We start from the raw sequence: 24,198 nt of genomic DNA, 5'->3' as shown, positions 1-24,198 counted from the left end.
GCGAACCATGTTCACCTGGATCGGATCCCAGTTCGACAGCGTCCTCAACACGTACGTCGTTGGCGTCGTCGCATCGCTGATCGCTGGGATCACGCCAATCGCGCTGTCCGCGATGACGCTCTGGGTGGGGCTCTATGGCTGGGCCGTTCTGCGCAACGAAGTCTCGGATACGGTGCCCAACTTTGTCTGGAAGGTTTTCAAGATCGGCCTCGTACTCGCGATCGCACTTCAGTCTGGCTTCTACATCTCCACCATCGCCGGCACGGCCAACGCGCTGGCGACAGGTGTCGCGACCACGTTCCTGCCGTCCACGGCGAGCTCGGCCACGCTTGCCTCGCCCTACGCGGTGCTCGACGACTTCAACGACAACGCGAGCCAGCTGGTTGTTGACCTCATGAAGGAAGCGGGGATCACGAGGCTCGACTTGCTGCTCGCCGCTGTAGTGACAGCGTTCGGCAATGTCATCTTCCTGTGTGTCGCGCTGTTCGTCGTGACGCTGTCGAAGGTCTTCCTGACATTCGTGATCGCCATCGGGCCGCTGTTCGTACTCACGCTCGCCTGGAAGCCAACAGCCAGGTTCTTCGACAGCTGGCTGTCGATGATCCTGAACGCTGTGGTCATGACCTGGTTCGCATTCTTCGCCCTCGGACTTAGTGCGTACATGGGCGACTCGCTGGTCCACGTCATCCAGGGTCAAGGCGGGTTCGCAGGTCCCACGTTCAATGCGGTCGCCGAGTCGCTGAAGTACTGCGTCGTCATGATCCTGATGGCCATCATCTGCTTCCAGGCACCTAGCCTGGCCTCGGCTCTGACCGGCGGTTCAGCGATGCAGCAGGGCATCCAGATGGTCCAGAACGCCATGATGGTTGCCGGCCTGCGTTCATCGAACAGGTCGGGGAGCGGCGCACCGGCCTCAGCCGGCGGCGGCACCGTCCACGCTGGTGTTGGCCTCCCCTACCTCTCTGGCCAAGCCACTGGTGCGGCCGCCGCAGCTGCTGGCCGGATAGCACGCCGAGGCGCTGGCGCCGTCCGCACCGCCGCCTACAAGCTCGCCGCGATGCGCGGCAGGTCCTGATCTCATCCAGGAGTACGACATGCGCTCACGCCTCAAGATCGCCGCGGCAGCGGCCATCCTCGCAGCCTCGGGCGCCGTCCGCGCCAGCGGCATCCCGGTCATCGACGTCGCCAACCTGGTTCAGACGGTGCAGCAGGTGATGAACGACATCACCGAGATCAACAACCAGATCCAGCAGATCACACAGCTCAGGGCGCAGCTGGACAGCATCAACGGCGTTCGCAACCTTGGCAAGGTCTTCCACAACCCCGCCCTGACCAACTATGTTCCGGCCGAGGTCTACACCTTCCTGAACGGCGTCAACATGACGGGCTACTCCGGCCTCAATGTGACCGCCAAGGCGCTACGCGATGCTCACATGGTCTACAACTGCCTGGACCGCAGCGGCGCGGAGCGCATCGTCTGCCAGGCAGCGCTGGCTCAGCCCTACCAGCACAAAGGCTTGCTGCAGGACGCGATGAAGTCTGCCTCCGGCCGCCTGTCGCAGATCCAGGCGTTGATGGGCCAGATCAACGCCACGAACGATCAGAAGTCGGTGCAAGAGATCCAGGCTCGCATCGGCGCCGAGAACGCGCTGTTGGCACACGAGGTCTCCCAAGTGCAGATGCTCCAGGGCATGGCCGACAGCGAGGAACGTATCGCCCGGGCCCGCGACCGGGAACGCCAGTACCAGATGCTGGTCCGCACCGGCAAGGTTTCCGACTACCTGCCCTGACGCGCAGGCCCCACCAAGTCACCCGAGGTACCCCATGAGCGCTGTCCTGACACCAGGCGAGGCCGCCGCATTGCCGAAACACACCGGAAGATCGGCAACCACGACCGCCGTCGCCGACGACATCGAAGCCAACCAGGCTTGGGAGCTTGATCGACAACTGCTGACCGAACGGTCCGAGCGGCGCGCCTGGCGGGTGGCGGCCGGTGGCGCCGCGCTGGGCTTGATCGGCATCGCTGCGGTGTTCGTGCAAGGCCCGCTGCGCAGCGTTGTCGAGATTCCCATCGTCGTCGACCGCGTCACCGGCGAGACGACCGTGCAGCAACGGCTGGCCGTCGAAACCATCCCGCCGCTGGAAGCGCTCGACAAGCACAACGCTGCAGCCTTCGTCAGGGCCCGGGAAGGCTACAGCTGGATGTTCCTGCAACGCGACTTCGACCAAGTCGCACGCATGGCGGTTCCGACGGTGTTCGCCGACTACAACCGCCTCTTCGAGGGCGATGCGGCCCTTCAGAAGAAGCTGGCGGGCACGCAGGACTGGCGCATCCACATCGTCGGCGTGCGGCTCGCCGCAGCCGGCCGCAGCGGCAACCAGGGTGAGGCCACCGTCACCTACGACAAGCTCGTACACCTCACCGACCGAAACCTGCCGGACGTGACGACGCGGCACGTGGCCAGCATCGTCTTCAAGTACCAGCCCAAGGTGCTGGCCAAGGAACGGGACCGGCTGGAGAACCCATTCGGCTTCGTCGTCACCGCCTACCGCTCCGATCCGGAGATCAACGCCACCGCGCCGGGAGCCAAGCCATGAAGACCTTGGCCTCCATACTCGTCGCCGCCGCCCTTCCAGCAGCAGTTGCTGGTCTGCAGGACGGTGACCCGCGCCTGCGCGAGGTCACGTATGACCCGCGCGCCGTCGTCACCGTCCCGGTAAAGCGCGGGGTCGTGTCGCTTGTGGCTCTGGACGCCGATGAGGCGATCACTGAGGTCGCGGCCGGCTTGGGCGGCGACTGCATCAAACCCGAGGCGGCCTGGTGCGTCGTCGCGCAACCGGGCGGCCGCACGGTGTTCATCAAGCCCAAGAGCAACGCAAGCTCGGCGAACACCCTCGCGGTCGTGACGGACCGCCGCACCCATGCCTTCAGGTTCGAGGTGCTGGCGGACGCTGATCCCAAGCCGCCGATCTACAGGCTGCACGTCAAGGCGCCGGCCCGGCCAGCGGTTATCGCAGTGCGCCCGGCCAGCCCGGCGCCCTCCAGCCTGCCCCCGCTCATCGTTCAGCCATTGCCTCTGCCGGCGGAACTGGTCGCCGAGCGCATGCAGACCAAGCCGCAGGTCTTGAACACCCAGTACTCCCTGGCAGAGGGCCGCAATTCCGACGAGATCGTGCCCTCGCTGGTGTTCGACGACGGGCGGTTCACCTACATGCGGTTCCCGGGCAATCGGGAGGTGCCCGCGGTGTTCCACGTGCGCAGTGATGGCAGCGAGACGTTGATCAACGCCCGCATGGAGGATGACCTGCTGGTCGTGGACCGCGTCAGCCGCCGGCTGATGCTGCGCGCTGGCACGTCCGTGGTCGGCCTCTGGAACGAGGCGTTCGACCTGGACGGCGTTCCCCCGGATGCGGGAACAACGGTGCCAGGCGTGGAGCGCGTCCTCAAAGCAGCGCAGGCACCTGAAGCGCAACGGGGGGCCAAGCCATGACGACCGATCACACCCTCACGCCCGACGACGCAGAGCCCGGGATGCCGGTTGACGGGAACACCATGTCTCCGCTGCCTGGCGAGCTTGGGATTCCGAGCGTCGCGGCCGCGCAAGGCAACTCGATCTCCAAGAAGGGGCTGCTCGCGCTGATCCTGTTCCTGGCCTCCCTAGTGGCGATCAGCGCCGTGGGCATCCAACGATTCGTCACGAGTGGCAAGAAGGCCGAGCCGGAGGTCGCCCGCGCCAGCGATAAGCCCAGTGCCGCCACGACTGAGCCTCGAAGGCTAGAAGTCGCCGGGCTGGTGCCCAGCCAGGCCGCAAGCGCGGCGCCACGCATCCCGGCGCTGGAGCCCGACGACGATGAAGTCGCGCAGGCCATCGGCGTCCGGGGTACCGGTAGCGGCGCTTCCCCGAAGAACGGCTCGAAGCAGACAGCAACCGAGGACGCGCCGATCTTGCTGGTGTCGACTCGCCCGGCCGGACACGCATCTGCAAGGTCGGAGAACCATGCGCCGGTGAATGGCAGCGCAGAGAACCTGGGCGCCCACCACAACGAGCTCGACCCGACCGATCCGCTCGCCGCCACAACCCGCAACCTGGAGAACTACCAGCGGCAGCTTCAGGGCCTGCTCAACGATCTGACCCGAACTGCAGATCTGGCAGCTGGCGGAGGTAGCACGCAGAGCCCAGCCGGCCCGTTGTTGACCGCACCCTCGCCTGCCGGCCATGTCGGCAATGCCGGGCAGCCGGCTACCGGCGGGCTGTTCGGCGGTCAGCTGCAGGGGTCGACGACGCCTGCGGTCAGCGCCCGGGTCCTGGGCAATCGGAGCCTCACCCTGCCCAAGGGCACCGCATTCACCTGCGCGCTCAAGACACGGCTGATCAGCGCAGCGTCGGGCCTGGTGGGCTGCCAGGTCCTGCGCAATGTCTTCAGCGACGACGGACGGGTCGTGCTCATCGAGCGGGGTTCACATATGGACGGCGAATACCGGATGGCTTCTGCGCGGCCCGGCATGGTGCGCATTCCTGTCTTGTGGACTCGGATCCGCACCCCGCTGGGCGTGACCGTGGACATCGATTCGCCCGCGACGGGCCCACTCGGTGAGTCCGGCGTGGAAGGCTACGTGGACAACCGCTGGACCGAGCGCATCGGTGCCGCGATGTTGCTCTCCCTGATCGACGACTCCGTCAAGCTGGTGATCCAGAACCAGACGAACGACCGCCAGGGCGACACGATCGTCATGCCCTCCACCACCGCGAACACCAGCAAGCTGGCCGAGAAGGTGCTGGACAGCACCATCAACATCCCGCCGCTGGTCTACCAGAACCAGGGCGGCATCGTCGGCATCCGCGTCGCGCGAGACGTGGACTTCTCGTCCGTCTACGAGCTCCGTCCCACGGTGCGGTGAGCCACCATGAGCAACTGCGACTGCGATCAAGACGCACTGGCCGACGGCTGGCGCGGCGACGCCACCTCGGTCATTGAGTTCCTTCGGCCACTGCGCCAGCACCTCGACGCGCCTGATGTGCTGGAGGTCTGCGTCAACCGCCCGGGTGAGGTGTTCATCGAGGACACGTCGGGCTGGCGGACCGTGGCCGCGCCGGACATGGGGCTCGAGCGCTGCCTGTCGCTGGCCACGGCCGTCGCCACCTTATGCGACCAACAGATCAACCAGGAGCGCCCGCTGCTGAGCGCCACGCTGCCCACAGGGGAGCGCGTCCAGTTCGTCATCCCTCCGGCGGTGAAGCGTGGCACGGTGTCCATCACGATCCGCAAGCCGTCAAGCGTCATCAAGGGCCTGGCGGACTTCGAGCGAGAAGGTCTGTTCGAACGGACTGCAGATCTGTCGCGGACATCCGCGGGAAGCCTTGCATCGCACGAAGCGGAACTTGTCGCCCTGAAAGGCGCCGGTCGGTATGCCGAATTCCTGCGGCTGGCCGTTCGCAGTTGCCAGACCATCGTGGTGAGCGGCAAGACTGGCTCCGGCAAGACCACGTTCATGAAGGGCCTGGTTGAGGAGGTCGCTCACAGGGAACGGCTCATCACCATCCAGGACACGGCGGAGTTGACCCTGCCGAACCACCCCAACGCCGTCCACCTGTTCTACAGCAAGGACGCTCAGGGCTCAGCACGCGTCACCGCGAAGTCACTGCTCGAAGCCTGCCTGCGCATGAAGCCGGACCGCATCTTCCTGGCTGAGGTCCGAGGCGACGAGTGCTTCCACTTCGTGCGGCTGGCGGCCTCGGGGCATCCGGGCAGCATCACAAGCGTCCATGCCGGCAGCTGCGCCCTCGCCTTCGAGCAGATGGCGCTGATGATTCGGGAGACCGGTGCCGGCAGCGGACTGCGCATGGATGAGATCCGCCGACTGCTGAACATCGTCGTGGACGTGGTCGTCCAGTTCGACCGCGACGAACGCGGGCGCTTCATCTCAGAGATCCACTACCAGCCGCGGGTACAGCGTCTGCAGCCTGGGCGCGTTGAAGGGGCGTCGGCATGAGCCAGGTCGATCCCGTCCCTCCGCCAGCCTGGTCGACGGGCAGGAAGGTTGCTGCAGCCATCTTCGGCCTGCTCGCATACGCAGCGTTGATCGTCGCTGCCCTGTACCTCGCCGGCGCACTGTTCCTGGTGCTGATCAAGGTCAACCCCGCGCAGGCGCGGATCTTCAGCGTCGTCGAGTACTGGCAGCTGTGCTGGGATCACCCGCGGCTGCGCAAGCCGCTGGCGCTCGCCAGTGGCGCGTCAGCCGGCGGCCTACTGATCATCTTGCCGGCGGCGCTGTTCGTGGCGGCCCGCCCCCGCCGCTCGTTGCATGGTTCAGCACGATTTGCGACCGCAGCAGAGATTGATCGCGCGGGCCTGACCCGAGTCGCCCACGGGCCGGGCATCCTGGTGGGCCGCCACCAGGGCAAGTTCCTGTCGCTGACCGGCCAGCTGTCCGTGATGCTGTCGGCGCCCACCCGCAGCGGCAAGGGTGTCGGCGTGGTCATCCCGAACATGCTGAATTGGCCCGACTCAGTCGTGGCGCTCGATATCAAGCGAGAGATCTACGACATCACGGCAGGTTTCAGGGCTGCGCACGGCCAGGCAGTATTCGCATTCGCCCCCTTTGATGAGACAGCACGCAGCCATCGTTGGAACCCGCTGTCATCCGTTCGCACCGACGAGCTTCACCGTGTGGGAGACCTGCTGGCCATCGGTCAGATCCTCTTCCCCAGCGATACCGGAGGTACTTCCTCCGAGAGCTTCTTCAACGATTCGGCTCGCAATCTCTTCCTGGGTCTTGGTCTCCTGCTGCTGGAATCACCGGACCTGCCACGCACCATCGGCGAGATCCTGAGGCAGGCGTCCGGCAAGGGACAGTCCACGAAGGAACATCTCAACGGCCTGATCAGCCGACGGCGGGATGAAGGACGACCGCTGACCGACGAGTGCACGGATGCACTGCAGCGACTGCTGTCCAACTCGGACAACACGTTGTCCAGCATCGTCGCGACGCTCAACGCGCCGCTGGTCGTCTTCGCCGACGCCATCGTCGATGCCGCCACCAGCGCCGACGACTTCCACCTGGAGGATGTTCGGCGGCAGCGCATGTCGGTCTACGTGTGCATCCCACCAAACCGGCTCGCGAGTGCGCGCCCGCTGCTGAACTTGTTCTTCTCGCAGCTTGTCATCCTCAACACGCGGCACCTGCCTGAGCAGGACCCCACGCTCAAGCACCAGTGCCTGATCGTCAACGACGAGTTCACGTCCATGGGCCGGGTCAGCGTGATCACGAACGCGGCCGCATTCCTGGCCGGCTACAACCTGCGGCTGCTGACGGTCGTTCAGGCGATGTCCCAGCTGGACGCCGTCTACGGGGAGAAGGACGCCCGCACCTTCGCGACGAACCACGGCCTGCAGATCCTGTACGCGCCTCGTGAGCAGCGCGACGCCGACGAGTACAGCGCGATGCTGGGGCACTTCACCGAGCGCGCCACGTCGCATGGGCGCAGCCGGTCCTTCAGCACACACGGCAGCAGCTCCGTAAGCCGCAACGAGAGCGACCAGCGGCGCGCGCTGCTCCTACCCCAGGAGTTCAAGGAACTGGGCAGCGAGCGCCTCGTGCTGATCCTGGAGAACTGCAAGCCCATCCTGGGCGAGAAGATCCGCTACTACAGCGACACGGCCTTTCGCGACCGGCTGCTGCCTGCGCCCACCGTGCCGCGGATGAACATGGACCTACACCTGGCGAAGGTCCAGCAGCGCTGGCGCTACGCGGACGATCTCGCCGCCGATGAGGGCATCGACATCGAAGCCCTGGCGTACGACCTGTCGCAGCTGCCTGACCGCCTTGATGGGCCTTCGGAACAACTGGCCGAGACCCTGCTGAACTTCTTCACCGCCTCGACGCCATCCATCGGCGGCGAGATCGAGCCTGTGGCCGACGACGACGGTGTGCTGATTGCACAGGCCGAGTCAGGCCGAGAGCCGGTCCAGCGATCGCTGGAACTCATCACCCACTGACGGGAGCCGCGCCATGCGCACCATCACTCTCCTGACCGCGTTCCTCGTCTCGCTGACGATGCTGGCTTCCTGCAGTTCGCCACCGAAGCCGCCCTCGGTGGATGACGCCCACCGGCGGCCAGTGAACTCAGCGACGGCCATGGAACTGCAGGTCTGCAAGCATGAGCTTCAAAACACGCGCCTGCTGGCTGCCGAATCCGCGCGCCATGTGGACGCCACAACAGCAACGCTCGCCAGCATCGCCGCTCGTCAGCAGGCGCTGGCCAACCTTCAGCCTCGGGAACGACCACTGGCGCAGGGCAATGCGGTGTTCACCGTCCGCTTCAACTTCGGCAGCACGCACGTCGACATCGCAGCCGACACGGCACAGGTGCTGATCGCCGAAGCCAGGTCGGCGCCGCTCGTCATGCTGCGAGGACGAACCGACGGAGCGGCCCCCACCCTGGCTGAGAGCCGCATCGCCCGAGAGCGAGCCAACGCCGTGCGCGCCTTCTTGATTGCGGCGGGCATCGATGCCTCACGCATCCGCGCCACCTACCAGCCGACGGGGGACCACGTGGCCGACAACGACAGCAGCGACGGACAGACGCTGAACCGACGTGTGGAGATCGAGATCTATCGCGCGGCACCGGTGGCGCTGATAGCGAACAACTGACTAACCCAGGAGATCGCCATGGAAGCAGACACCGCGCCAGGTCGGCAAGCTGGCCCGACAGCTCAGGGGATGGGTGGCGCCGTCGAACCCGCCAACCGTGCGGCCGTCGCCAAGGAGAAGTTCCAAACGCCTCAGGAGATCCAGGGCGAGCGGTTCGAACTGCGCGACCCGTTCGCGGAAGTGACCTACCGGGCGACGACGATGGCCGAGATGATCACCAAGGCGGACGAGCTGGGCAGCCGCCGCTTCGCCGCAATCGCGGAGGACGGCAAGCGCACGCCTGTGGTCAAGGTGGGCAACCAGTGGCAGCGTGAGGAGCAGTTGCCCGCGAGAACGGAGCGGCCACTGGACCCCGGTCCGGCGCAGGGTGACCTGGCCGACACACCAACGGGTACCTCGAAGGCGTCCAAGCAGCCGGAGCAGCCCGATGCGAAGGCGCTCGCCAGGATCGAGTCGGACGCGGAACGTGCGGCGCTGGTGTCCAGGCTGGAGACGGCGCTTAAGGACCGCTACATCATCAAGCAGGCGCCGGTTAGTGTCGGCGACGTCAAGATCGGCCACACCGAATACCGCTTTCGGGGTGACACCTCGCGTGTCGCCTTCACCGAGTCCACGTTCCGGCTGGCGACCGACACGAACAGCCCCTCGGTCGCCCGCTCCATGGTCGACGTGGCCCAGGCGCGCAACTGGAAGGGGTTGCGCGTGTCGGGCAGCGAGGACTTCCGGCGCCTTGTGTGGCTGGAAGCATCGGTTCGGGGCGTGAAAGCGATCGGCTACGAGCCCAACCCTGCTGATCTCGATGTCCTTCGCCGCGAACAGCTAGCCCGACAGAGCAACCGCATCGAGCCGACGCCCGGGCCCAGCGCGGGGGCGGGTGCCGGCAGCGCCGAGAAGTCGTCTGTTCGCGGCAGCGGCGGCCGCAAGGCCGTTGTCGCCGCCATCGAAGCCATCCTAGTCGCGAAGCGCGTTCCTGAAGCCCAACGCAACGCCGTCCTGGCGGCGGCCACGGAGAAGTTGGCACAACGAACGCGAGCCGGTCAGGAACCCAAGGTGAAGGTCTACGACAAGGCGGCAACGCCGCAGCGCGCGCCGGTCGCTCCGACGCCGGAGCAAACCCGGTCGCGAGACCGCACAGCTCCCAGTCATGCCAGGTGACACCATCATGGATGACGATCGCGACGCCGCGGGCCAAGCGGTCTATGAGATTGGGGGCCAACAATATGACCTGACGACGCCAGGCTATTCGGAGGCCGTGGCCCGTGCGCACGCCATGCAGCAGCGTCCACGCTGCATGTGCATGCCCGGCGGCGTTGAAACCTACGTGGCAAGGCTCAGCGGCGGATACGTCGTGAAGCGCATGCCGGACACAGGAGACCAGCACGCACCGTCCTGTCCTCACTTCGAGGTAGCGGCAGATGCCTCAGGTCTAGGAGCGCTTCTGGGAACCGCGATCCGCGAGGATCCAGTGACCGGCCTGACGGCTCTGAAACTAGACTTCAGCTTGTCGCGGTCGCCTCAACGGCTCGCCTCCAGGGACACGTCAGTACGCGCGCTAGCAACGGCGCCCAGCTGCCCTCGCCTTTCGCTGCGCGGGCTGCTGCTCTACCTGTGGGAACAAGCTGGGTTGACGCGGTGGCAGCCTAGCTTCGCTGGCAAGCGGTCATGGGCGACGGTGCGCCGACGACTGCTGCAGGCAGCCGGCAACAAGATCGTTGGCGGACGTCCGTTGCTGGACAGGCTGTTCGTGCCAGAGCCGTTCTCGGTTGAACAGCGCGAAGCTTTGGGGCGTCGGCGAGCAGCCTTCTGGGCGATGGCTGCTCCGAATTCGGCAGGCTCCGGCCAGCGCCTACTGTTGATCGGGGAGTTGAAGGAGATTGTGCCGGCACGTTGTGGGTTCAAGGCAATCGTCAAGCAGGTGCCAGATCAGGCCTTCGTCATCGACGAGCATCTCTACGGTCGCATCTCACGGTGCTTGCAGCCGGAAATTTCGCTCTGGAACGCAGGAGATGACATTCGCATGATGTCGATCGCGACCTTCAGCATCGGCGCATCTGGAGTTCCCACCATCGTCGAACTTGCGCTCGCGCCCGCAACCAGAGAGTGGATACCAATCAATGACGCATTCGAGCAGCACCTCGTTGAGCGCCTCGTCGCCGAGAGACGCAGCTTTCTGAAGATCGCCCGCATTAATCCACGCGGACGTGGGCTCATCACGTCCGCTACCCTTCTCGACTGCCCCGATTCACCCTCAAATCTGTTAGTGGACGTGAATGCCGATCAGCCGTTTAACCCTGATGCCACGCAGGAACTTAAGCCGGACAGGAAATGGATCTGGCACGTTGCTGAAGGTCCTATGGCAGCTCTACCGCAGCGTCAGGGCGCTAGCGTACGGCACGGATAGCCTGCGAACGCTGTCTCAGGCGAGGCCGCGCCGACGCAGCGACATTAGGTTCCCGAGACTTGGAATCTTCCGGGCTCATATTGCGAACGGGCGCCGCTTCCAGGAAATTGATCTGGAGCAACGTTGGCTTCGGGCAGGTCATCGGATGCGCCACCGATCGCAACCGCTAGCTGAAGGTATGCCTCCCTGAACTCCTTGGGCTTGCCAGCCATCCATTCCGGCATTGCTGTGACCATGCTGCGCATGATCTTGAAGCCCCGTATCTCGATCACGCCTGAGCCAAGCGCCTTGACCATAGAGAGGGACGCACTCCCGCCGGTGACGACCATGTTGAGCCGAACTGGATCTCGAGCAAGTTGCTCCAGGTAGCTGTCGTCGAGAGCCTCTAGGGACGTGCGGAGCCCTTTTTCGAGCGCAGCGCCAAACTGCTTTACGGCTTCATCCTCGGCGAAGTCCTTCAGAACCACAGTGCCGCCGTCGCCGGTCACCAGCAAGTAGTCCACCTTCCCGTCGCGGAACAGGAGCTCCTTCCAGGCCCGGCTTTGCTCACGCATACCCCGCTCGATCGAGTCAGCCTCGGGGCTGGAACGTTCTATGGAATGCTTCCGACGGATGAAGTCGCGAAGCAACTCATCCACCTTGTTCCCCGCATGGTGCATCAGTCCATGGATTGATGAGGGCACCTGGAAAACTTTGGCCTCCCCGCTCTTCGTGTGTCCCGAATAGAAGAATCCGAAATCAGTTGTGCCCGCGCCGGCATCCACTACCAAGTAGTAATCGCGGAAGTTCTCGCTTGTCACGACGGCGCCAGCTGCCACGGCAACAGGCTCGGGAACACCCACATCAATCAAGTAACTCGGGCGTGCTCCGAGCTGCTTGATCTGCTCGATGGCCGCCTTCAGCTTTGCGACCGCGATGCCGCCCAACCACTGTCCACTGAACGTATCAGCGAGCACCTGTGCATCGCACAGAAGACGCTTCATCTGTTCGTCTGCCCACTTAGCTTGTTTTTCAGGCCAGCATGGACGCGCGAACCGCCGGAGCACGTACCGTCCAGCAGTCTTACGGTTAGGGTTGCCTTGGTTGTGGGCCAAGCAACCACCTGCGAGGTCGGTCAGGTATGCCAGGTAGATCCGTATTGCATCGCCCTGAGTCAACGCCACACCGGTAGGGTTATGGGTCTGCTTGAGCGTGCGGCTCTCGCTGTCGAGGTCGCCACCGGTGCTGAGGCTCAGCCAAGTCTTGATCGAGTCCAGCCTCTCGCGGCCACTGGCCGCTAACCCATCGCTTTGCGCGATGGCTTCAAAGCCGAAATAGGCCTTGCCGTCAGCGCCGACGAACACGGAAGACGGGACGGCATACCCGCCGCCACCAGCCGACACACCAAGGCTCAGATCGATGTAGTTTGCCGGCTGAACAAAAGCAAAGGCCTTTGACATGGCCGTGCCGAAATCCAGGCAGAGCAACACGTCAGGATCGCTCGGCACGTCTTGGTCAAGACACTTCAGATTTAGGGTGACCTGAGGCAATGCCGTCAGAGGAACGCGTGCGACCGGCTCTGGTTTCGATATCGCATCGGTCGTCGGAGGCACCGCCGGAGTCGGCGGAGGAGCAGAAGTCGGACCATCACCGTCACCCAAAGCGCCTTGGGCGTAAGTCAATGCAGCTCTTTCAAGAGCAGTGAAACCGGTGATCTGTCCAAGATCAATCCGTTGAATGAGGTTCAGCAGCAAACTGCTTGCAAGTTTTTTATCCACGCTCCCTCTCCCTGGGCTATTCCACCCTACCTTTGAGAATCACATCACCAACACCGCCGTCGGCTCTGGTCCGCACGATTGCGGGCACGGTGACCACCATTCGTTGCCGCGGGTGCTGGCCCACGAGGTCAAAGAACTTCGCCGAGAAGTCAACTTCTTCGCCTGGCGTTCCATAAAGCTCAAGCCGACGCAACTTCGCTGCTTGAGTCACCTGAGCGAACCCCGCCTTCGCGCTGCTGGCGAACTGTTCGACGGACGGCGCCAAAATCGGGTCGTACATCTCGAGGCTTGCTATCAACCTCTCTTGAACGCTTTCGAGGGCGTCCTGCATCTCGCGAACAGCTCGCAAAGCCAGCCCAATCGATGCGTCCGCATTGCTCGCGGCCAACTCGATGGCGGCCTCGCTGGCCTTTTCCGCGCTTGGCATCCGACCGGTATCCAGCCACTCACGTACCTGCTCCGGCAGCTCCTGGTGTCGCGCGGCGAGTTCCCGCGAGATCCCACGAGCCCTCTCGGGGTAGTTGCACAACACGTCGAGCTGGGCACGGAGGTCCTGATTTGGCGCTCCTTGCCGTCCGAGCAGCAGCAGCGCTTCGCTGACATCCGCGATCAGTCGGCTCAACGCGTCTTCCAACTTTGGATCCCCCGGCCAGTTTCCGCCGGCAAACAGGCGACGGCAGTAACGCACAGCTTCGTACATGGTCGGATCCGTGACCAACGAGAAGCGGGTCCGAACAGCGTCGTGAACCGTCAACACGAGTTCGCGGCTGAGCTCCGACTTGACCTTGTCCTCCTGAGGCTTGCCGGACCGCGAAAATGCGTCGATCACCAGACCAGTCAAGGCCCTACCAAGATCCTCGCCTGGCTCACGCTCCGACTGCACGATCGCCAATCTAAGCTTGGTCAATGTACGGGTCAGGCGACGGCCTACCGTGTCCCCAGGCACTTCGGTGCTGGGTAATCGTCTCTCGAAGGCTGAGGCGAGCAAGTGCACCGTGGCAGAAAGTGTCGGCAGCCGCTCAACGAGGTCAACGATCATCAGCTCACGGCCGATTTCGCCGCTGTCCTCGTCCGCCACCGCGGCAGCCATGTAGCCTGCAACCCAAGGTTGTCGGACAAGCAAGCAAGCACGGGCGGCATTGGCGCGATCGTCTGCTCGCGTCAGCAAGGACATCTCCGGCAACTCGTCAACCAAGGCTGGCGCTAGCGCCCGTTCGATATCCCGCTTGCCGTCCTTGTCAGCGACCTGACGCATGCGCATGGCTTCAGCAATTGCCAGTAAACGGTAGCCTGGTCGGTGTTCTTCAACTGCAGCCCTCAAGAGCTGGTCACGCCCTGCGCGAACGGCTTTGGCCAGGTCTTCGTCGCCCTTCTTCGCGAGCACTTTTCTTTCCATCAGAACCGACAGAGCGACTTGTCGGTCTTCCGGGGAGCTATCCGGGGCAGAGAACACCCGTAGCGCTACGTCGACGCTCATCCTCTCGCCAATGGTGTCTTCGGCCCTCGCCATGCCCTCGCGTCCTCGTTCCAGTTCTCTAGACTTGGGAATTTCCTCGCCCTGACCCTCGGGGTGCAGGCGCCGCCGAGCGGAAATGCCGCCCCGGCCTAACGAGCACTGATTGTCCATGGTCAGCTAAGCCGAGCCGAGGGTCGCGATGGACGATCACACAGTTCTTGCCTGAACCGCTAACGCCGGTCAGCCGCGCGGTGACTTGCATAGTCCTTCGAGAATACGAACGCCCTCTCCGGAGACCAACTGCCCGACAGCCGCGGGCTCCTGCTGCTCTAAGCGAAGTACTTCATCGACGAAAGCCGCGAGCAGCTACGTTGCGTTGAGCAGATCAGCGATGCACGGTTTAGCTAGAGCTTTGGTTGCACTTTTCGCGGAAGTTGCGAAGTCGAACCAAGCACTTCCGAATACTTGGCCTTTAGATCTGCACTACTACCTACCGGCACATCACACATATGCAACAACAAATCTCGGCACAGCACCCTATGCTTTGGATCTATTGTATTTCGATGCGACCAAATCGTCCCATCAAAGGGTGCTTGATCCAAACGACGCGGCAATGCCTTCATCCACTGGATCCCGTCAGGCCCTTTCTCCTTCTTTAGACGAATCGCGACTTCCGTCATTATCGCCAGGCCCATCGGCCTAAAGTAAACACTACCACCCGTGTCGGTGCGATGCAATTGACACACCTCGCGAGGATTCGTTGCTTTAAAGTAGTCTCGCAGCGCCGGCTCGACAGAAGCGAATGCCTCGAAATGTTTAGTGGCTTGCTTGTAGTAGACGTCGAGCTGCCCATCAGAAGGTCGATCGTATTCCAGATCCTTTTTCTTTAGTCCGCTGCTATCGAGAAATAGCGACTTCAGGATGTCGTACAGGTTGCCAATCGTGGTGAGGGCCACACCCTCTTCTTTACCCAGATTGTTTGTATGCCGCATCGCAATCCGAGGAACGGAAAACCATTCGTTCTCCTCGACCAATCTTCGCGCGATAATGGCTGAGACGTCATTCTCGTCCAGCGCGATCCTCTCCATCTTGGAGACCGGAATCGCAGTCTTATTGAGCGTGGTAAATAGCCGCCGCGTTCGCTCAATGCGATCTGTTCGGTGAGCAATGAACAGAACCGAAACTAAATCACTTTCAGCAGTTGGCTGCTCCAGTTCGTCTGGACGTTCATCCTGATCCTCAACAAACCGTTTCATACCGGCAAGTCGATGCTGGCCGTCAACAGCAAATAGCTTCTCAGCGCCGCTTAAATTGAGGACACCAAGCGACTCAGCCCGTAGGCCTAGGTTCGCTCCCCCGGGGGTTACTCCGCGAATATCGAGAGGAACCCATTCCGGAGCGCCCCCATAAAGCGCAATGACCAACGAATTGAAGAACCGTTCGGGCTGCGTGGATAAGTACTCGGCAATATCCGTAGCTCGATCGCCCTTCAATGAACGTTGAATCAACTTCGAAAGCTCGACGTTCGTGTGAATCTCATTGGCAAACGCTACCCGCGCTGCAAGTTCAGGGAGAGGAACAACGGCGCTATAGTAAGTCCAATCACCAAAGTTTCCGCGCAGCGCGGGCAAGGCAATAGCCGAACCCGCCGATTGTGGTTTAGAAGGCATGGCGTGGGCTCATGTAAGCGGCAGGATATGTCCTGTCGGTAAATGGCGGACGGAAAGCACCGAGGAGTTCAGTCTCGAGTTTGACGAGGTCTGCCTTTCGTCCAGGCAGCGGCGCATAGAAAAACTCCAATGCGCCATCCCAAGCGTTCAGCATGAGGAAGATCGACAAGCGTTTTGGCTTTTTCTTGTCTTTCAAGTACTGACCAAACCGCGCACGTAGAGTGCCCCGGCTAGCCCCGTCCCCGGTTTGCCCGATGTAGAGCACCCATCCGTTGGGCGGCAGGCCGGGAAACCCCACACGAATCACAAAGGCATAGAGCCCAGGATCGGTCGGCAAATTGGCTTGTTGGCTGGCCTCAAACTTGACGGAGTTCCAATTCATCCGCGGAGTGATGTCCGCGCGATGGAAGTCCCCGGGCGAGATGATGAAGCTTGGGGATCTCATATTGTCGAGAAGTCCCGCTCCCACGGGATCCTTCAACAACGCTTCCGTCCAGTGCATTTACGCCCTTCTTGGCCGCTCAGACTTGCGGCATCTATTGATGGACATCCTCCAGCAAGCGCTCGCCACTAACCATTCGGTCTGGCGGCAGCTCTTGCCGGTAAGGTTATCACCCTTCGCGAGCGGCCTCCGTCGGCGTTCCTACCGAGGAGCGGAGACGAACACTTCGCTTGCGTGCCAGTCCAGGAAAGCTCTCCCCGGGATGCTCGTGAACACGAAGCGGGGCGATGAGGCACCCCTTGGAAGCGGCTGCGTTTACCAGCCACGCAGTGACCGGGTCCGCGCCATCGAAATGGGGGCTCACAAGCAACCGCCGATTGCTTGAGCTCACCGTGAACACGCCCGCGTCAAAGAGCTTGTGATGAAGTGAGCACAACGCGATCCCATTCGGGAGTTCGTTGGGCCCACCGAAGCAAACCCACCGAATGTGGGCGGCTTCAATGCCCACTGGCTGAAGCCCGAGCCGCCCGGAATATCCACAGACACCGCATCTGGCGTTGTATGCCCGAAGCACCTCTCGCCGAAACGCCGAGTCCCTGCGCGTAGCGGCAAGTTCGACACTGAGCTGCAGGCCCACGGCGTTGATTACGTCGAGGTAGCGCGTCTCAGGGAATGCATTCCTGAGAACTCGCATTGCCGCGTCACGGATCAATCCATCGTCGGAAAGCAGCCGCGACCCCACCGGTTCGCTGAAGCCCCCTGTCACGCCCAATTTTCGCAACGCGGTCACTTTCGGCTCTGACTTGCCCTCACGGAAGTCCAGTGCGTCGTCTGAATCGACCGTCCAAAAACCGTCCGACTTTAGATACCAGAACGGGTAGTGCGCGCGGTGTCGTGTGGCCGACGTTCGACCAAATTCGGCGATGAGGTGCTCAAGGGGCTCTTCAATCTCGTCGAACGAAGCGCGCACGCGACGTAACTGCTGCACGCGCGCAAGCATCAAAAGCACCAGCAACGGCTTGTGGACTGCACGATGACCGCTGGGTGAGACGTAAATACCCATCCGGTCGAGGGCGGACAAGAAGCTACTGGCCACCTCGTCTCCTGACGAAGGCCCAGCATCGATGGTCATGGCCTTGAGTTTGCGCGCCGGGCTGCCTTCGGCGTGCTGTGCTCGACCAGTTCAAGCAGCGTCTTCGACTTTCGCAAAATCTCGAGCCCAGCATCGACGTGACTCGAGATCACAGTGGCGCTCTGCTTCGCGTCAAGCTTGCCATGCACCTGCCTCAAGAGGGCTTCAAAGACGAGTCCAAACTCACCGAAGAAGGTAGTCGCATTGAACTCGCTGCCAAGCTGGTCGGGCTGTAACTCGCCCCCTCGCTTGCCCTGCTCAAGCGAGATCACCAGCGCCATTCGGCAGACGATGTTCGGCGTCAGGCCTGTGCGGCTCTTAAGCAGCTTAAGCGTGTCCGCCGCCGACTTTGAGATGCGAAGGCGCTTAGGCAGCATGCTGGAGCTCCTGATGGCGCCAGAAATATCCTGGTGAGACCTCCGTGCAGCCCTCAACTTCATCGAAGACCAGGTGGTACGCGTGAGAGATGCTGGGCTTCAGACCTTGATAGAAGCTCTGGTCGACCTCCGTGTCTGTCGACAGGACGATGACCTGATGGCTGGCCTGTGGGAAATAGGCTTTCAGCAGATTGGCCCGGTGCGCGCTATCGAGGCGTCCGAGCGGCGTGTCGATGATGACCGGCAGATTGCGCCCAGACGTCTTCCCCAACGCTTCTAACATGGCTATGGCGAAGATCTGCTTTTCCCCCGCGGAGAGGCGATCCTTGGGCGTCACCTTGCCGGACCTGTTGTACAGCGTGACGCGGAACGTGGTCGGGTCGATTTTTGCGGACCGGATCACATCTTCCTTGCGCGACAAACGGGCAAAAGCCTTCGTCAAGTGCTGCTCGAGCAGTAGGCACTTCGCGCGCGCCGCCTCATCCTTGAACGCACCAATCATGTGGCTCACGCCCTCGGCCAGGTCTTCGGCCTTGCTCGTAGAGCTAGCTTCATGAACCTGCTCGTCAACTCGACGCATCTTGCGATTCAGTGCGATAGCCAACCAGATTCTTGATCGGAGGTTCTCGATATGGAGCTTGCGCTTGATCTCCAGCTCTGCGAGCGCGGAGGTTGCCTTCTGATAGGTCTCGAACGCCCGCTGGATGGAGTCCTGCGAAGGAGCATGGGCGAGGCGATCCTGGATGACCTCTTCCCTGCCCTGCAATTGCTGGATGCTCTCGACATGGTGAGTGACTTCAGCAAACCCCAGTGGCGCGTTCGTACTCAAGGCACGATCGAGCGCATCAGCGTCCGTGCGCGCCAATCCGTGAACAGGCTTCTGTCCTCCCTTCTTCGCCGGACCGCTGAGGCCACCTATCCAACTATCGATGCAGGCGAGGACCTCCCGCTGCGCAGATCGGGCGCTGGCAATGCCCTTCAGCTGAGTTTTCAGCACTCCGGTCTTTGATTCCAGAAACGCCGCCAGCGCCGCACGATCACCGTCGTCTCGCTCCTGATTGGACGTCTTGACAACCTTCTCGGACAGCTTAGGCGCTAAAGCAAAGATCGCAACGCCGGACAAGGCCTCCCGCAAGGTTGCCTCTTCTTCACGACGCGTTTCTCCCAGCTCGTTGAGCTCTGTCTCAAGCGCCTGGCGGTCAACAGCCCAGGCACCGCCTTGATCGACCAGCAACGCCTGCGCCTTCTCGACATCCAGGCGCGCTGCGTCAACGGCGGGGGTGAGCTCCTCGGCTAACTCCTTTTCTTCCCTGTCGATCTGAGCCGACAGGTCCTTGTATTCGGCCTCGAGTTTTCGCAGCTCCTGCCGGCTGCCAGAGTCCATGCCTTCGGCGCGCTGGTTCCGAAGAAAGACGGACAGGTCACTGTTCAAACGATCGGCGATATCCAGACCCAGCAGGCGGCGGACGGCCTCCGCGAGCACTTCATCCGACCCATCATTGGCCAACTCGGCGATCTTCTCGCCGTCGAAGAAGAAGAACTGCGAAATTCCCGGGGGGATGAGCTGCGACAAGAAACCCTGTGCGCCCTCCCCGTCCAGCAAGGGAGTCAATGCCCCGTCTTTGTAGACTCGCAGCCACTCGGTGACGCTTGAGCCCGCATCCTCCCAGCGCCGCTCGACGCGGTAGCGGCTACGCTCCCCCAGCCGCGCGTAGGTAAAGACCACCTCCACGCTGGCCTGGCTCGGCCGCGCCATTTGAGCCAACGGCGCATGGATCAAATCCCGGAGGGCGCTTTCATAGCCCTTGTTCGTGACGAGCGAATCCAACGACTGCCGGCCATAGAGTGCCAGGCGAATGCTGTTGAGCAGGGTCGTCTTTCCTGCGCCGTTGAGGCCGCCGAACAAGACGATAGGACGGCTCTTTCCCTTCTTCGCACCGGGGATCAGGTTGAAAACGTGACGCCCGCGGAAGGTTCCAACGTCACTGACGATCAGACTCTCAAGAAGCATCGCCTAGCACCTTTGCGTAGTCTGAGTAGCGACGCTGAAGCTTCTGCTCTTCCATCTCAAAGTAGCTCTTAGAACGTTTTCTGTCGCCAGCCGCCGCGATGGCGGTCTGCTCACTCGACCAATCGCGGCTCAACAGGGCGCGCAGGTCGCGCTGTAGGTTGGAGCGTCGGGCGTAACCCTCAAAGGACATCTCCAACTCAAGCAGCTTCATGAACAGCTGTTTTGGCAGTTGGTTGGCCTCGCAAAGTCGGTCGATCAGCGCGGCCTCGGTGCCCGTGAAGATGAAGTCGTCGTTCAGCTCCCACTCCAGGTCGGCATCGAAGACATCACGGTAGATCCTCGGGACGCTGTCTTCCCAATCCGGCTCATTGGGATCCAAGCGCCATTCAATCCGGATCTGCTCCAGCTCAGGCGTAGTGATCAGCTCGTAAGGAGCACCCGGATTGTTGGCGTTCACCAGTTTCTGGTTTTCAAGCAACTGCTTGAGCAGCTTCTGGCGGAACTCAAGGCGGTATGGTCCAAGCACATGCTTTTCTTCGACCTCGCTGCCCGACTTGTCCGTCTTCAGATGCACCGTCACTGATCCATCGCGCCGGCGCGCGTTTCGAAACTCACCCTTGCGCGCCGGGTCGGTGGTCGAGTACAGCAGGTTGCGGAAGTCTCGCAGCGGGATCATCCATTTGTGCCCGGTCTCGATGAGACCATCCATGGCCCGGTCTTTCTGGACCACCGTGCAGGTCCAACAGCCGAACCGCGAGTTCCCGCAAGACGGTGTAGAGGTGTCGATCACCAGCGGGCACTCGCCGGCATTTGACCCCTTGTACAGATCGAACAGGGCCTGGTGATCGCCGCCCCAAGGCGCGGGCCCCGAGAACAAGTACTCCCACACATCGTCTGCCGACCATTCATCGATGGGCGTGAAGACATACGCGTTCAGCAGGCTCGAATGGCGAGCCAGTCGTGAGCCATCGATCCGATGGCGTTTCATCACCTGTGCCCGCGACGCGCTCTCTTGCTTGCGCGAGCCGAGCACCACGACGACCTCGCCATACTGCGCGACCTTGTCCGTGATGAATTCGCTGATCGGGTCGATCTTCATGCGCTCTGTACACCAGCGGAACTGCCGGGTAGGCGCCGGATAGCCCTTGCCGATGAGATTGACCCAGAACGTCTCTGAGACCTTTGGCGTGACCGGCTCGGCAACCTCGATTGGCAGCTTCTGATCAATTGCAGCCTGACGCATCTGGTTCAGCGACTGGCGAATCAGGTCGACCACGAGCGGAGTCTCGACCAGCGTGTCCGAGGACACGACGAAAACAGGCTTCGTGCGCCGCTCCGATGGCAGCGATGCCAGTGCTTCGAAGACGAGACGGGTGACCGCGGTCGAGTCCTTGCCGCCGCTGTACCCGATGACCCAAGGACGAGAGTCGCCCTGATAAATGCGGAGGATGTCCTCGCGCGAGACCGGAAGGTGATCCATGAAACGTTATCCCGGGCCGTTCACTTCAGCGAACGCCCACTGGTGCGCTGGGCCTCGACCTCGCGGTCGCGAGGCGACAGCGGCAGACCCATTGCTTGCTTGATGTAGTTGGATGAGAGGTGCACGCTGGACGTGGACTTGCTGAGCCGGCCATTCACGATGGCCCGCCCGTCCCAACCACGGTTCGACCGCGACCAGTCGAGCTTTCCGAGCTTTTTTACATGCCCACGCCAGCTTGTAGGATGAGTGGCGAGAAGATCCGCACCGGCCATGCCCAGCGCCTGCAGCGTGACCCCATGCGCATGCACGAACTCCTGGCGCAGCTCCGCGGCAGAAACCTGCTTGCGCTGCCTTGCCCGGATCCAATCCGGAATCTGTTCGGCGACGGCCTCCCAGAATTCCTTGGCGATCAATTTCTCCTGAATCGAGACGCCGTCCTTGGGGCCTTTCCTGAGCAGGGCTCGGCTCGCGCGCTTGATGCTGCTGAGCGTGAACAGCTTCGTAGAGCGATTGGAAATGGTCGAACGCTCAAATTCGGTGAGCGTCCTGAAGGTGATGCACTCTTCGGCCAGGTAGCGCGCGAGATCCGACGTCTCGTTGCTATGGTCGTAGAGGATCGTCAGCGACTCGCTTGGCCGTACCGCATATTGGTTCAGGTCGGCGAACATCTGCTGGCTTCGCTCCAGGCCCTCATCCACGAAGAACAGCACAGGCACGTTGTCCATCCCGAGGCCTGGGTTCTCCTTGATGGCTTCTTCAATCGCCGCGCGACGATGTTGGCCATCATTGATGAGGATGCGAGCCTCCATGGGAATCTGCAGGAATCCCAGCGACGTATGTTTGTCGGCGTCGAAGGGAAGGAAGGTCACGGCAGCGTCTACCGATGCCGTCAGGGCCGACATCACGTACGTGTCGCGCTTGCTGACGAGGTACTGAGCGATTTCAGGCACGCGAGCCTGGTTGAGCGTCCTCTGGGCACGGATATTCGCAGGGACCTCCTCCTCGTCGAAGACGAAGAGCTTGGGAATCACACGCAGAGGGCACATGGCGATGAAGAACTGCCGCCCCGCCTGGGTGCCCCGCGCTGCTGGGAACGTGTGGAAGTAGCCCTGATCCTCCATGATGCTTCCAGTGTATCCCTGGAAGTCAGTTTTTGACTTCCAGGCCACCGAGGGCAGCCACGATTCTCGCCTGCCCACCAAAGTCGTCCGAAATCGCGTCGACTCGGCGTTAGCATCGTCCGCAAACAACGCCGACCAACGACAAAAACGTTCGGTCGCTTTCGGAGGAGGTTCATGCTGAACGCCCTATTGCGGCACAAGTTGTCCACGACAGCACTCGGTGCCTTCGCATCAAAACGATGCGGTTGGCCTAGGCGCCCGCCCGAGCCGATTTAGCGGCCGTCGACCGTGGATGCCGCAACTGTGCCCGAGTGGCGCAACGACCTCCAAGCCACCTACCGCAGTGGCTCGACCTCGCTGTCAGATGCGTTTTTCAAACCATGCCTACGCGAAGCCACACGGTACCGCCGAGCCGCCGGCTACTTCTCGTCCACCGCGCTGCTGGCTTGGGCCGAGGCGCTGGAGAAGAGTGGTCATGGCGGGTTATCGATCGAGCTGCTGATCTCGCCTGAGCTGAGCTCCGTTGACCGACTCGCGATTGAACGATCGACATCACATGCCGAACGTGAGGCCATCCTTCGGCGTGGCGGCGACGCGCTAGTGGCTGCGGTCCTGTCTGCCCCAGCGGAACGCCAGCACCAGGCCGACTATTTAGTTTGGTTGCTGGCCTCGGGTTCCCTCCAGCTCCAGTTCGCACTGCCCAGCGAGGCGACCGACGGGATCTTTCATCGCAAGATTGGGGTATTCGAGTTCGGCGATGGCGCTCGGGTCGCCTTCGAAGGCTCCGCCAACGAAACCGCGGGTGGCTACAGACGCAACCATGAAGGGTTGCAGGTGTTCCGGAGCTGGGTCCCGGCGGACGAGGTACGGTTGCAGTTGGTCGACGACGACATGGAGCGCCTATGGTCCCGGCAGGACGATGGAGTGGTCGTCGTGCCGGTCTCATCCAGCACGTTGGGTCTCGTCCGAGAGCGAGCTGAACAGAACGACCGCAAACGCGCACGTCCGCCTGCCCGCGAAGACGAACGATGGGCCCACCAGCGCAAAGCCGTCGCCGCCTTCCTTACCGAACCGCATGGCGTGTTGCAGATGGCGACCGGCACTGGCAAGACCCGAACTGCCCTGCAGATCGCATCGACGCTGCTCCAGCAACGCGCCATCGACACCATCATCGTCTCCACGGAGGGCAACGATCTTCTAGACCAGTGGTGCGGTGAACTGCTGGAATGGCGCGCATCGGAAGGACGTGGATTCACGCTGTACAGGCACTTCGGAACGTGTTGGCGCCGATCCAATATTGACCCACCCTGCCGATTCAATATTGACCCGGGGATGGATGCCAACCGCCTGGCGGTCGGCTGTGGATAAGTGTAGGTCGATGGCTGTTTCGTAGACCTCCTGAAGCTGGTCAGTTGGCGCGGGGGATGCCGCGCAGGGCGGAGCCCGTAGCGGCAGCCCCCGCGCAGTCCTCGCTCAGCCGTCTGTGTCCGGTGGTGGCTGCTTGTCGGTCCGGCGAGCCTGCTCACGCGCCTTGATGCGCTTCTTGGCCACGGCGCTGCTGTGCAAGAAGCGATGGCTTTCGTTGCCCGTCTCGATGATGTGGCAGTGATGCGTGAGCCGGTCCAGCAAGGCCGTCGTCATCTTGGCGTCGCCGAACACGCTGGACCACTCGGCGAAGTCCAGGTTGGTCGTGATCAT

21 protein-coding genes are annotated in these 24,198 nt (G+C 62.4%); 11 read left to right on the top strand and 10 right to left on the bottom strand.

Translation table 11 applies throughout. The features are described from left to right. Positions 1–7: 7 nt before the first annotated feature. Genes ACT6S0_RS03935 through ACT6S0_RS03890 form a run of 10 tightly spaced genes read left to right on the top strand, consistent with a single transcriptional unit; the run spans position 8 to position 11,054 of the window. Entirely contained in the window at positions 8–1,075 is a 1,068-nt protein-coding gene (locus ACT6S0_RS03935; RefSeq protein ID WP_444762618.1) for a type IV secretion system protein, read from the top strand. Positions 1,076–1,094: 19 nt separating this feature from the next. Next, positions 1,095–1,790, top strand: coding sequence for a type IV secretion system protein (locus ACT6S0_RS03930; RefSeq protein WP_444762617.1), 696 nt, complete (start codon positions 1,095–1,097; stop codon positions 1,788–1,790). A gap of 34 nt (positions 1,791–1,824) precedes the next feature. Continuing rightward, a complete protein-coding gene (locus ACT6S0_RS03925) occupies positions 1,825–2,598 on the top strand; it encodes a virB8 family protein (RefSeq protein WP_444762616.1) in 774 nt (257 codons plus the stop codon). Beyond that, a complete protein-coding gene (locus ACT6S0_RS03920; protein WP_444762615.1) occupies positions 2,595–3,491 on the top strand; it encodes a TrbG/VirB9 family P-type conjugative transfer protein in 897 nt (298 codons plus the stop codon). The genes ACT6S0_RS03925 and ACT6S0_RS03920 overlap by 4 nt, the downstream gene beginning before the upstream one ends. Then, a complete protein-coding gene (virB10, locus tag ACT6S0_RS03915) occupies positions 3,488–4,900 on the top strand; it encodes a type IV secretion system protein VirB10 (RefSeq protein WP_444762614.1) in 1,413 nt (470 codons plus the stop codon). Before ACT6S0_RS03920 ends, virB10 begins: the two co-directional genes overlap by 4 nt. 6 nt (positions 4,901–4,906) lie before the next feature. Beyond that, positions 4,907–5,992, top strand: a complete 1,086-nt coding sequence (gene virB11 / locus ACT6S0_RS03910; protein ID WP_444762613.1) for a P-type DNA transfer ATPase VirB11 — start codon at positions 4,907–4,909, stop codon at positions 5,990–5,992. After that, on the top strand, positions 5,989–7,998 hold the full coding sequence (locus tag ACT6S0_RS03905) for a type IV secretory system conjugative DNA transfer family protein (protein WP_444762612.1): 2,010 nt from the start codon (positions 5,989–5,991) through the stop codon (positions 7,996–7,998). Before virB11 ends, ACT6S0_RS03905 begins: the two co-directional genes overlap by 4 nt. 13 nt (positions 7,999–8,011) lie before the next feature. Further along, on the top strand, positions 8,012–8,653 hold the full coding sequence (locus tag ACT6S0_RS03900; RefSeq protein ID WP_444762611.1) for an OmpA family protein: 642 nt from the start codon (positions 8,012–8,014) through the stop codon (positions 8,651–8,653). A gap of 18 nt (positions 8,654–8,671) precedes the next feature. Continuing rightward, positions 8,672–9,808 carry an LPD7 domain-containing protein gene (locus tag ACT6S0_RS03895; RefSeq protein WP_444762610.1) on the top strand — a complete coding sequence of 379 codons (1,137 nt, stop codon included), beginning with the start codon at positions 8,672–8,674 and terminating at the stop codon, positions 9,806–9,808. A gap of 7 nt (positions 9,809–9,815) precedes the next feature. Further along, entirely contained in the window at positions 9,816–11,054 is a 1,239-nt protein-coding gene (locus ACT6S0_RS03890; RefSeq protein WP_444762609.1) for a DUF1173 family protein, read from the top strand. Positions 11,055–11,098: 44 nt separating this feature from the next. On the opposite strand, the gene ACT6S0_RS03885 is transcribed toward ACT6S0_RS03890, so the two are convergent. From ACT6S0_RS03885 to dndB, 9 genes are all read right to left on the bottom strand, one after another. Continuing rightward, on the bottom strand, positions 11,099–12,811 hold the full coding sequence (locus ACT6S0_RS03885) for a hypothetical protein (protein WP_444762608.1): 1,713 nt from the start codon (positions 12,809–12,811) through the stop codon (positions 11,099–11,101). A gap of 16 nt (positions 12,812–12,827) precedes the next feature. Next, on the bottom strand, positions 12,828–14,288 hold the full coding sequence (locus ACT6S0_RS03880) for a hypothetical protein (protein WP_444762607.1): 1,461 nt from the start codon (positions 14,286–14,288) through the stop codon (positions 12,828–12,830). Between the two features lie 383 nt (positions 14,289–14,671). Next, positions 14,672–15,937: a DGQHR domain-containing protein gene (locus ACT6S0_RS03875; RefSeq protein WP_444762606.1), complete on the bottom strand. Its 1,266-nt coding sequence runs from the start codon at positions 15,935–15,937 to the stop codon at positions 14,672–14,674. After that, positions 15,927–16,439, bottom strand: coding sequence for a hypothetical protein (locus ACT6S0_RS03870; RefSeq protein ID WP_444762605.1), 513 nt, complete (start codon positions 16,437–16,439; stop codon positions 15,927–15,929). The genes ACT6S0_RS03875 and ACT6S0_RS03870 overlap by 11 nt, the downstream gene beginning before the upstream one ends. Before the next feature lie 109 nt (positions 16,440–16,548). Continuing rightward, positions 16,549–17,511, bottom strand: a complete 963-nt coding sequence (locus ACT6S0_RS03865) for a phosphorothioated DNA-binding restriction endonuclease (RefSeq protein ID WP_444762604.1) — start codon at positions 17,509–17,511, stop codon at positions 16,549–16,551. Next, positions 17,508–17,888, bottom strand: a complete 381-nt coding sequence (gene dndE / locus ACT6S0_RS03860) for a DNA sulfur modification protein DndE (protein WP_444762603.1) — start codon at positions 17,886–17,888, stop codon at positions 17,508–17,510. The genes ACT6S0_RS03865 and dndE overlap by 4 nt, the downstream gene beginning before the upstream one ends. Continuing rightward, positions 17,878–19,899: a DNA sulfur modification protein DndD gene (gene dndD, locus ACT6S0_RS03855; RefSeq protein ID WP_444762602.1), complete on the bottom strand. Its 2,022-nt coding sequence runs from the start codon at positions 19,897–19,899 to the stop codon at positions 17,878–17,880. Before dndD ends, dndE begins: the two co-directional genes overlap by 11 nt. Continuing rightward, positions 19,889–21,379 carry a DNA phosphorothioation system sulfurtransferase DndC gene (gene dndC / locus ACT6S0_RS03850; protein WP_444762601.1) on the bottom strand — a complete coding sequence of 497 codons (1,491 nt, stop codon included), beginning with the start codon at positions 21,377–21,379 and terminating at the stop codon, positions 19,889–19,891. The genes dndD and dndC overlap by 11 nt, the downstream gene beginning before the upstream one ends. Positions 21,380–21,399: 20 nt before the next feature. Then, positions 21,400–22,500: a DNA sulfur modification protein DndB gene (gene dndB / locus ACT6S0_RS03845; RefSeq protein WP_444762600.1), complete on the bottom strand. Its 1,101-nt coding sequence runs from the start codon at positions 22,498–22,500 to the stop codon at positions 21,400–21,402. Positions 22,501–22,788: 288 nt separating this feature from the next. Here dndB and ACT6S0_RS03840 point away from each other — a divergent pair, with 288 nt between their 5' ends. Continuing rightward, on the top strand, positions 22,789–23,868 hold the full coding sequence (locus ACT6S0_RS03840; protein ID WP_444762599.1) for a DEAD/DEAH box helicase family protein: 1,080 nt from the start codon (positions 22,789–22,791) through the stop codon (positions 23,866–23,868). A gap of 105 nt (positions 23,869–23,973) precedes the next feature. Here the strand turns inward: ACT6S0_RS03840 and ACT6S0_RS03835 are convergent. Beyond that, on the bottom strand, positions 23,974–24,198 hold a 225-nt coding region (locus ACT6S0_RS03835; protein ID WP_444762598.1), incomplete at its 5' end, for an ATP-binding protein.

It is taken from the genome of Roseateles sp. (assembly GCF_052436255.1).
GTDB lineage: Bacteria > Pseudomonadota > Gammaproteobacteria > Burkholderiales > Burkholderiaceae_C > Pelomonas.
The sequence above is the reverse complement of the archived record's forward strand: the minus strand, read 5'-3'. Positions and strand labels throughout refer to the sequence as shown.

Bases quoted from the DNA above. Each gene is read 5' to 3' on its own strand.
- ACT6S0_RS03935 (WP_444762618.1), top strand. From the start codon at position 8: ATGTTCACCTGGATCGGATCCCAGTTCGACAGCGTCCTCAACACGTAC.
- ACT6S0_RS03930 (WP_444762617.1), top strand. From the start codon at position 1,095: ATGCGCTCACGCCTCAAGATCGCCGCGGCAGCGGCCATCCTCGCAGCC.
- ACT6S0_RS03925 (WP_444762616.1), top strand. From the start codon at position 1,825: ATGAGCGCTGTCCTGACACCAGGCGAGGCCGCCGCATTGCCGAAACAC.
- ACT6S0_RS03920 (WP_444762615.1), top strand. From the start codon at position 2,595: ATGAAGACCTTGGCCTCCATACTCGTCGCCGCCGCCCTTCCAGCAGCA.
- virB10 (WP_444762614.1), top strand. From the start codon at position 3,488: ATGACGACCGATCACACCCTCACGCCCGACGACGCAGAGCCCGGGATG.
- virB11 (WP_444762613.1), top strand. From the start codon at position 4,907: ATGAGCAACTGCGACTGCGATCAAGACGCACTGGCCGACGGCTGGCGC.
- ACT6S0_RS03905 (WP_444762612.1), top strand. From the start codon at position 5,989: ATGAGCCAGGTCGATCCCGTCCCTCCGCCAGCCTGGTCGACGGGCAGG.
- ACT6S0_RS03900 (WP_444762611.1), top strand. From the start codon at position 8,012: ATGCGCACCATCACTCTCCTGACCGCGTTCCTCGTCTCGCTGACGATG.
- ACT6S0_RS03895 (WP_444762610.1), top strand. From the start codon at position 8,672: ATGGAAGCAGACACCGCGCCAGGTCGGCAAGCTGGCCCGACAGCTCAG.
- ACT6S0_RS03890 (WP_444762609.1), top strand. From the start codon at position 9,816: ATGGATGACGATCGCGACGCCGCGGGCCAAGCGGTCTATGAGATTGGG.
- ACT6S0_RS03880 (WP_444762607.1), bottom strand. From the start codon at position 14,288: ATGAGCGTCGACGTAGCGCTACGGGTGTTCTCTGCCCCGGATAGCTCC.
- ACT6S0_RS03875 (WP_444762606.1), bottom strand. From the start codon at position 15,937: ATGCCTTCTAAACCACAATCGGCGGGTTCGGCTATTGCCTTGCCCGCG.
- ACT6S0_RS03870 (WP_444762605.1), bottom strand. From the start codon at position 16,439: ATGCACTGGACGGAAGCGTTGTTGAAGGATCCCGTGGGAGCGGGACTT.
- ACT6S0_RS03865 (WP_444762604.1), bottom strand. From the start codon at position 17,511: ATGACCATCGATGCTGGGCCTTCGTCAGGAGACGAGGTGGCCAGTAGC.
- dndE (WP_444762603.1), bottom strand. From the start codon at position 17,888: ATGCTGCCTAAGCGCCTTCGCATCTCAAAGTCGGCGGCGGACACGCTT.
- dndD (WP_444762602.1), bottom strand. From the start codon at position 19,899: ATGCTTCTTGAGAGTCTGATCGTCAGTGACGTTGGAACCTTCCGCGGG.
- dndC (WP_444762601.1), bottom strand. From the start codon at position 21,379: ATGGATCACCTTCCGGTCTCGCGCGAGGACATCCTCCGCATTTATCAG.
- dndB (WP_444762600.1), bottom strand. From the start codon at position 22,500: ATGGAGGATCAGGGCTACTTCCACACGTTCCCAGCAGCGCGGGGCACC.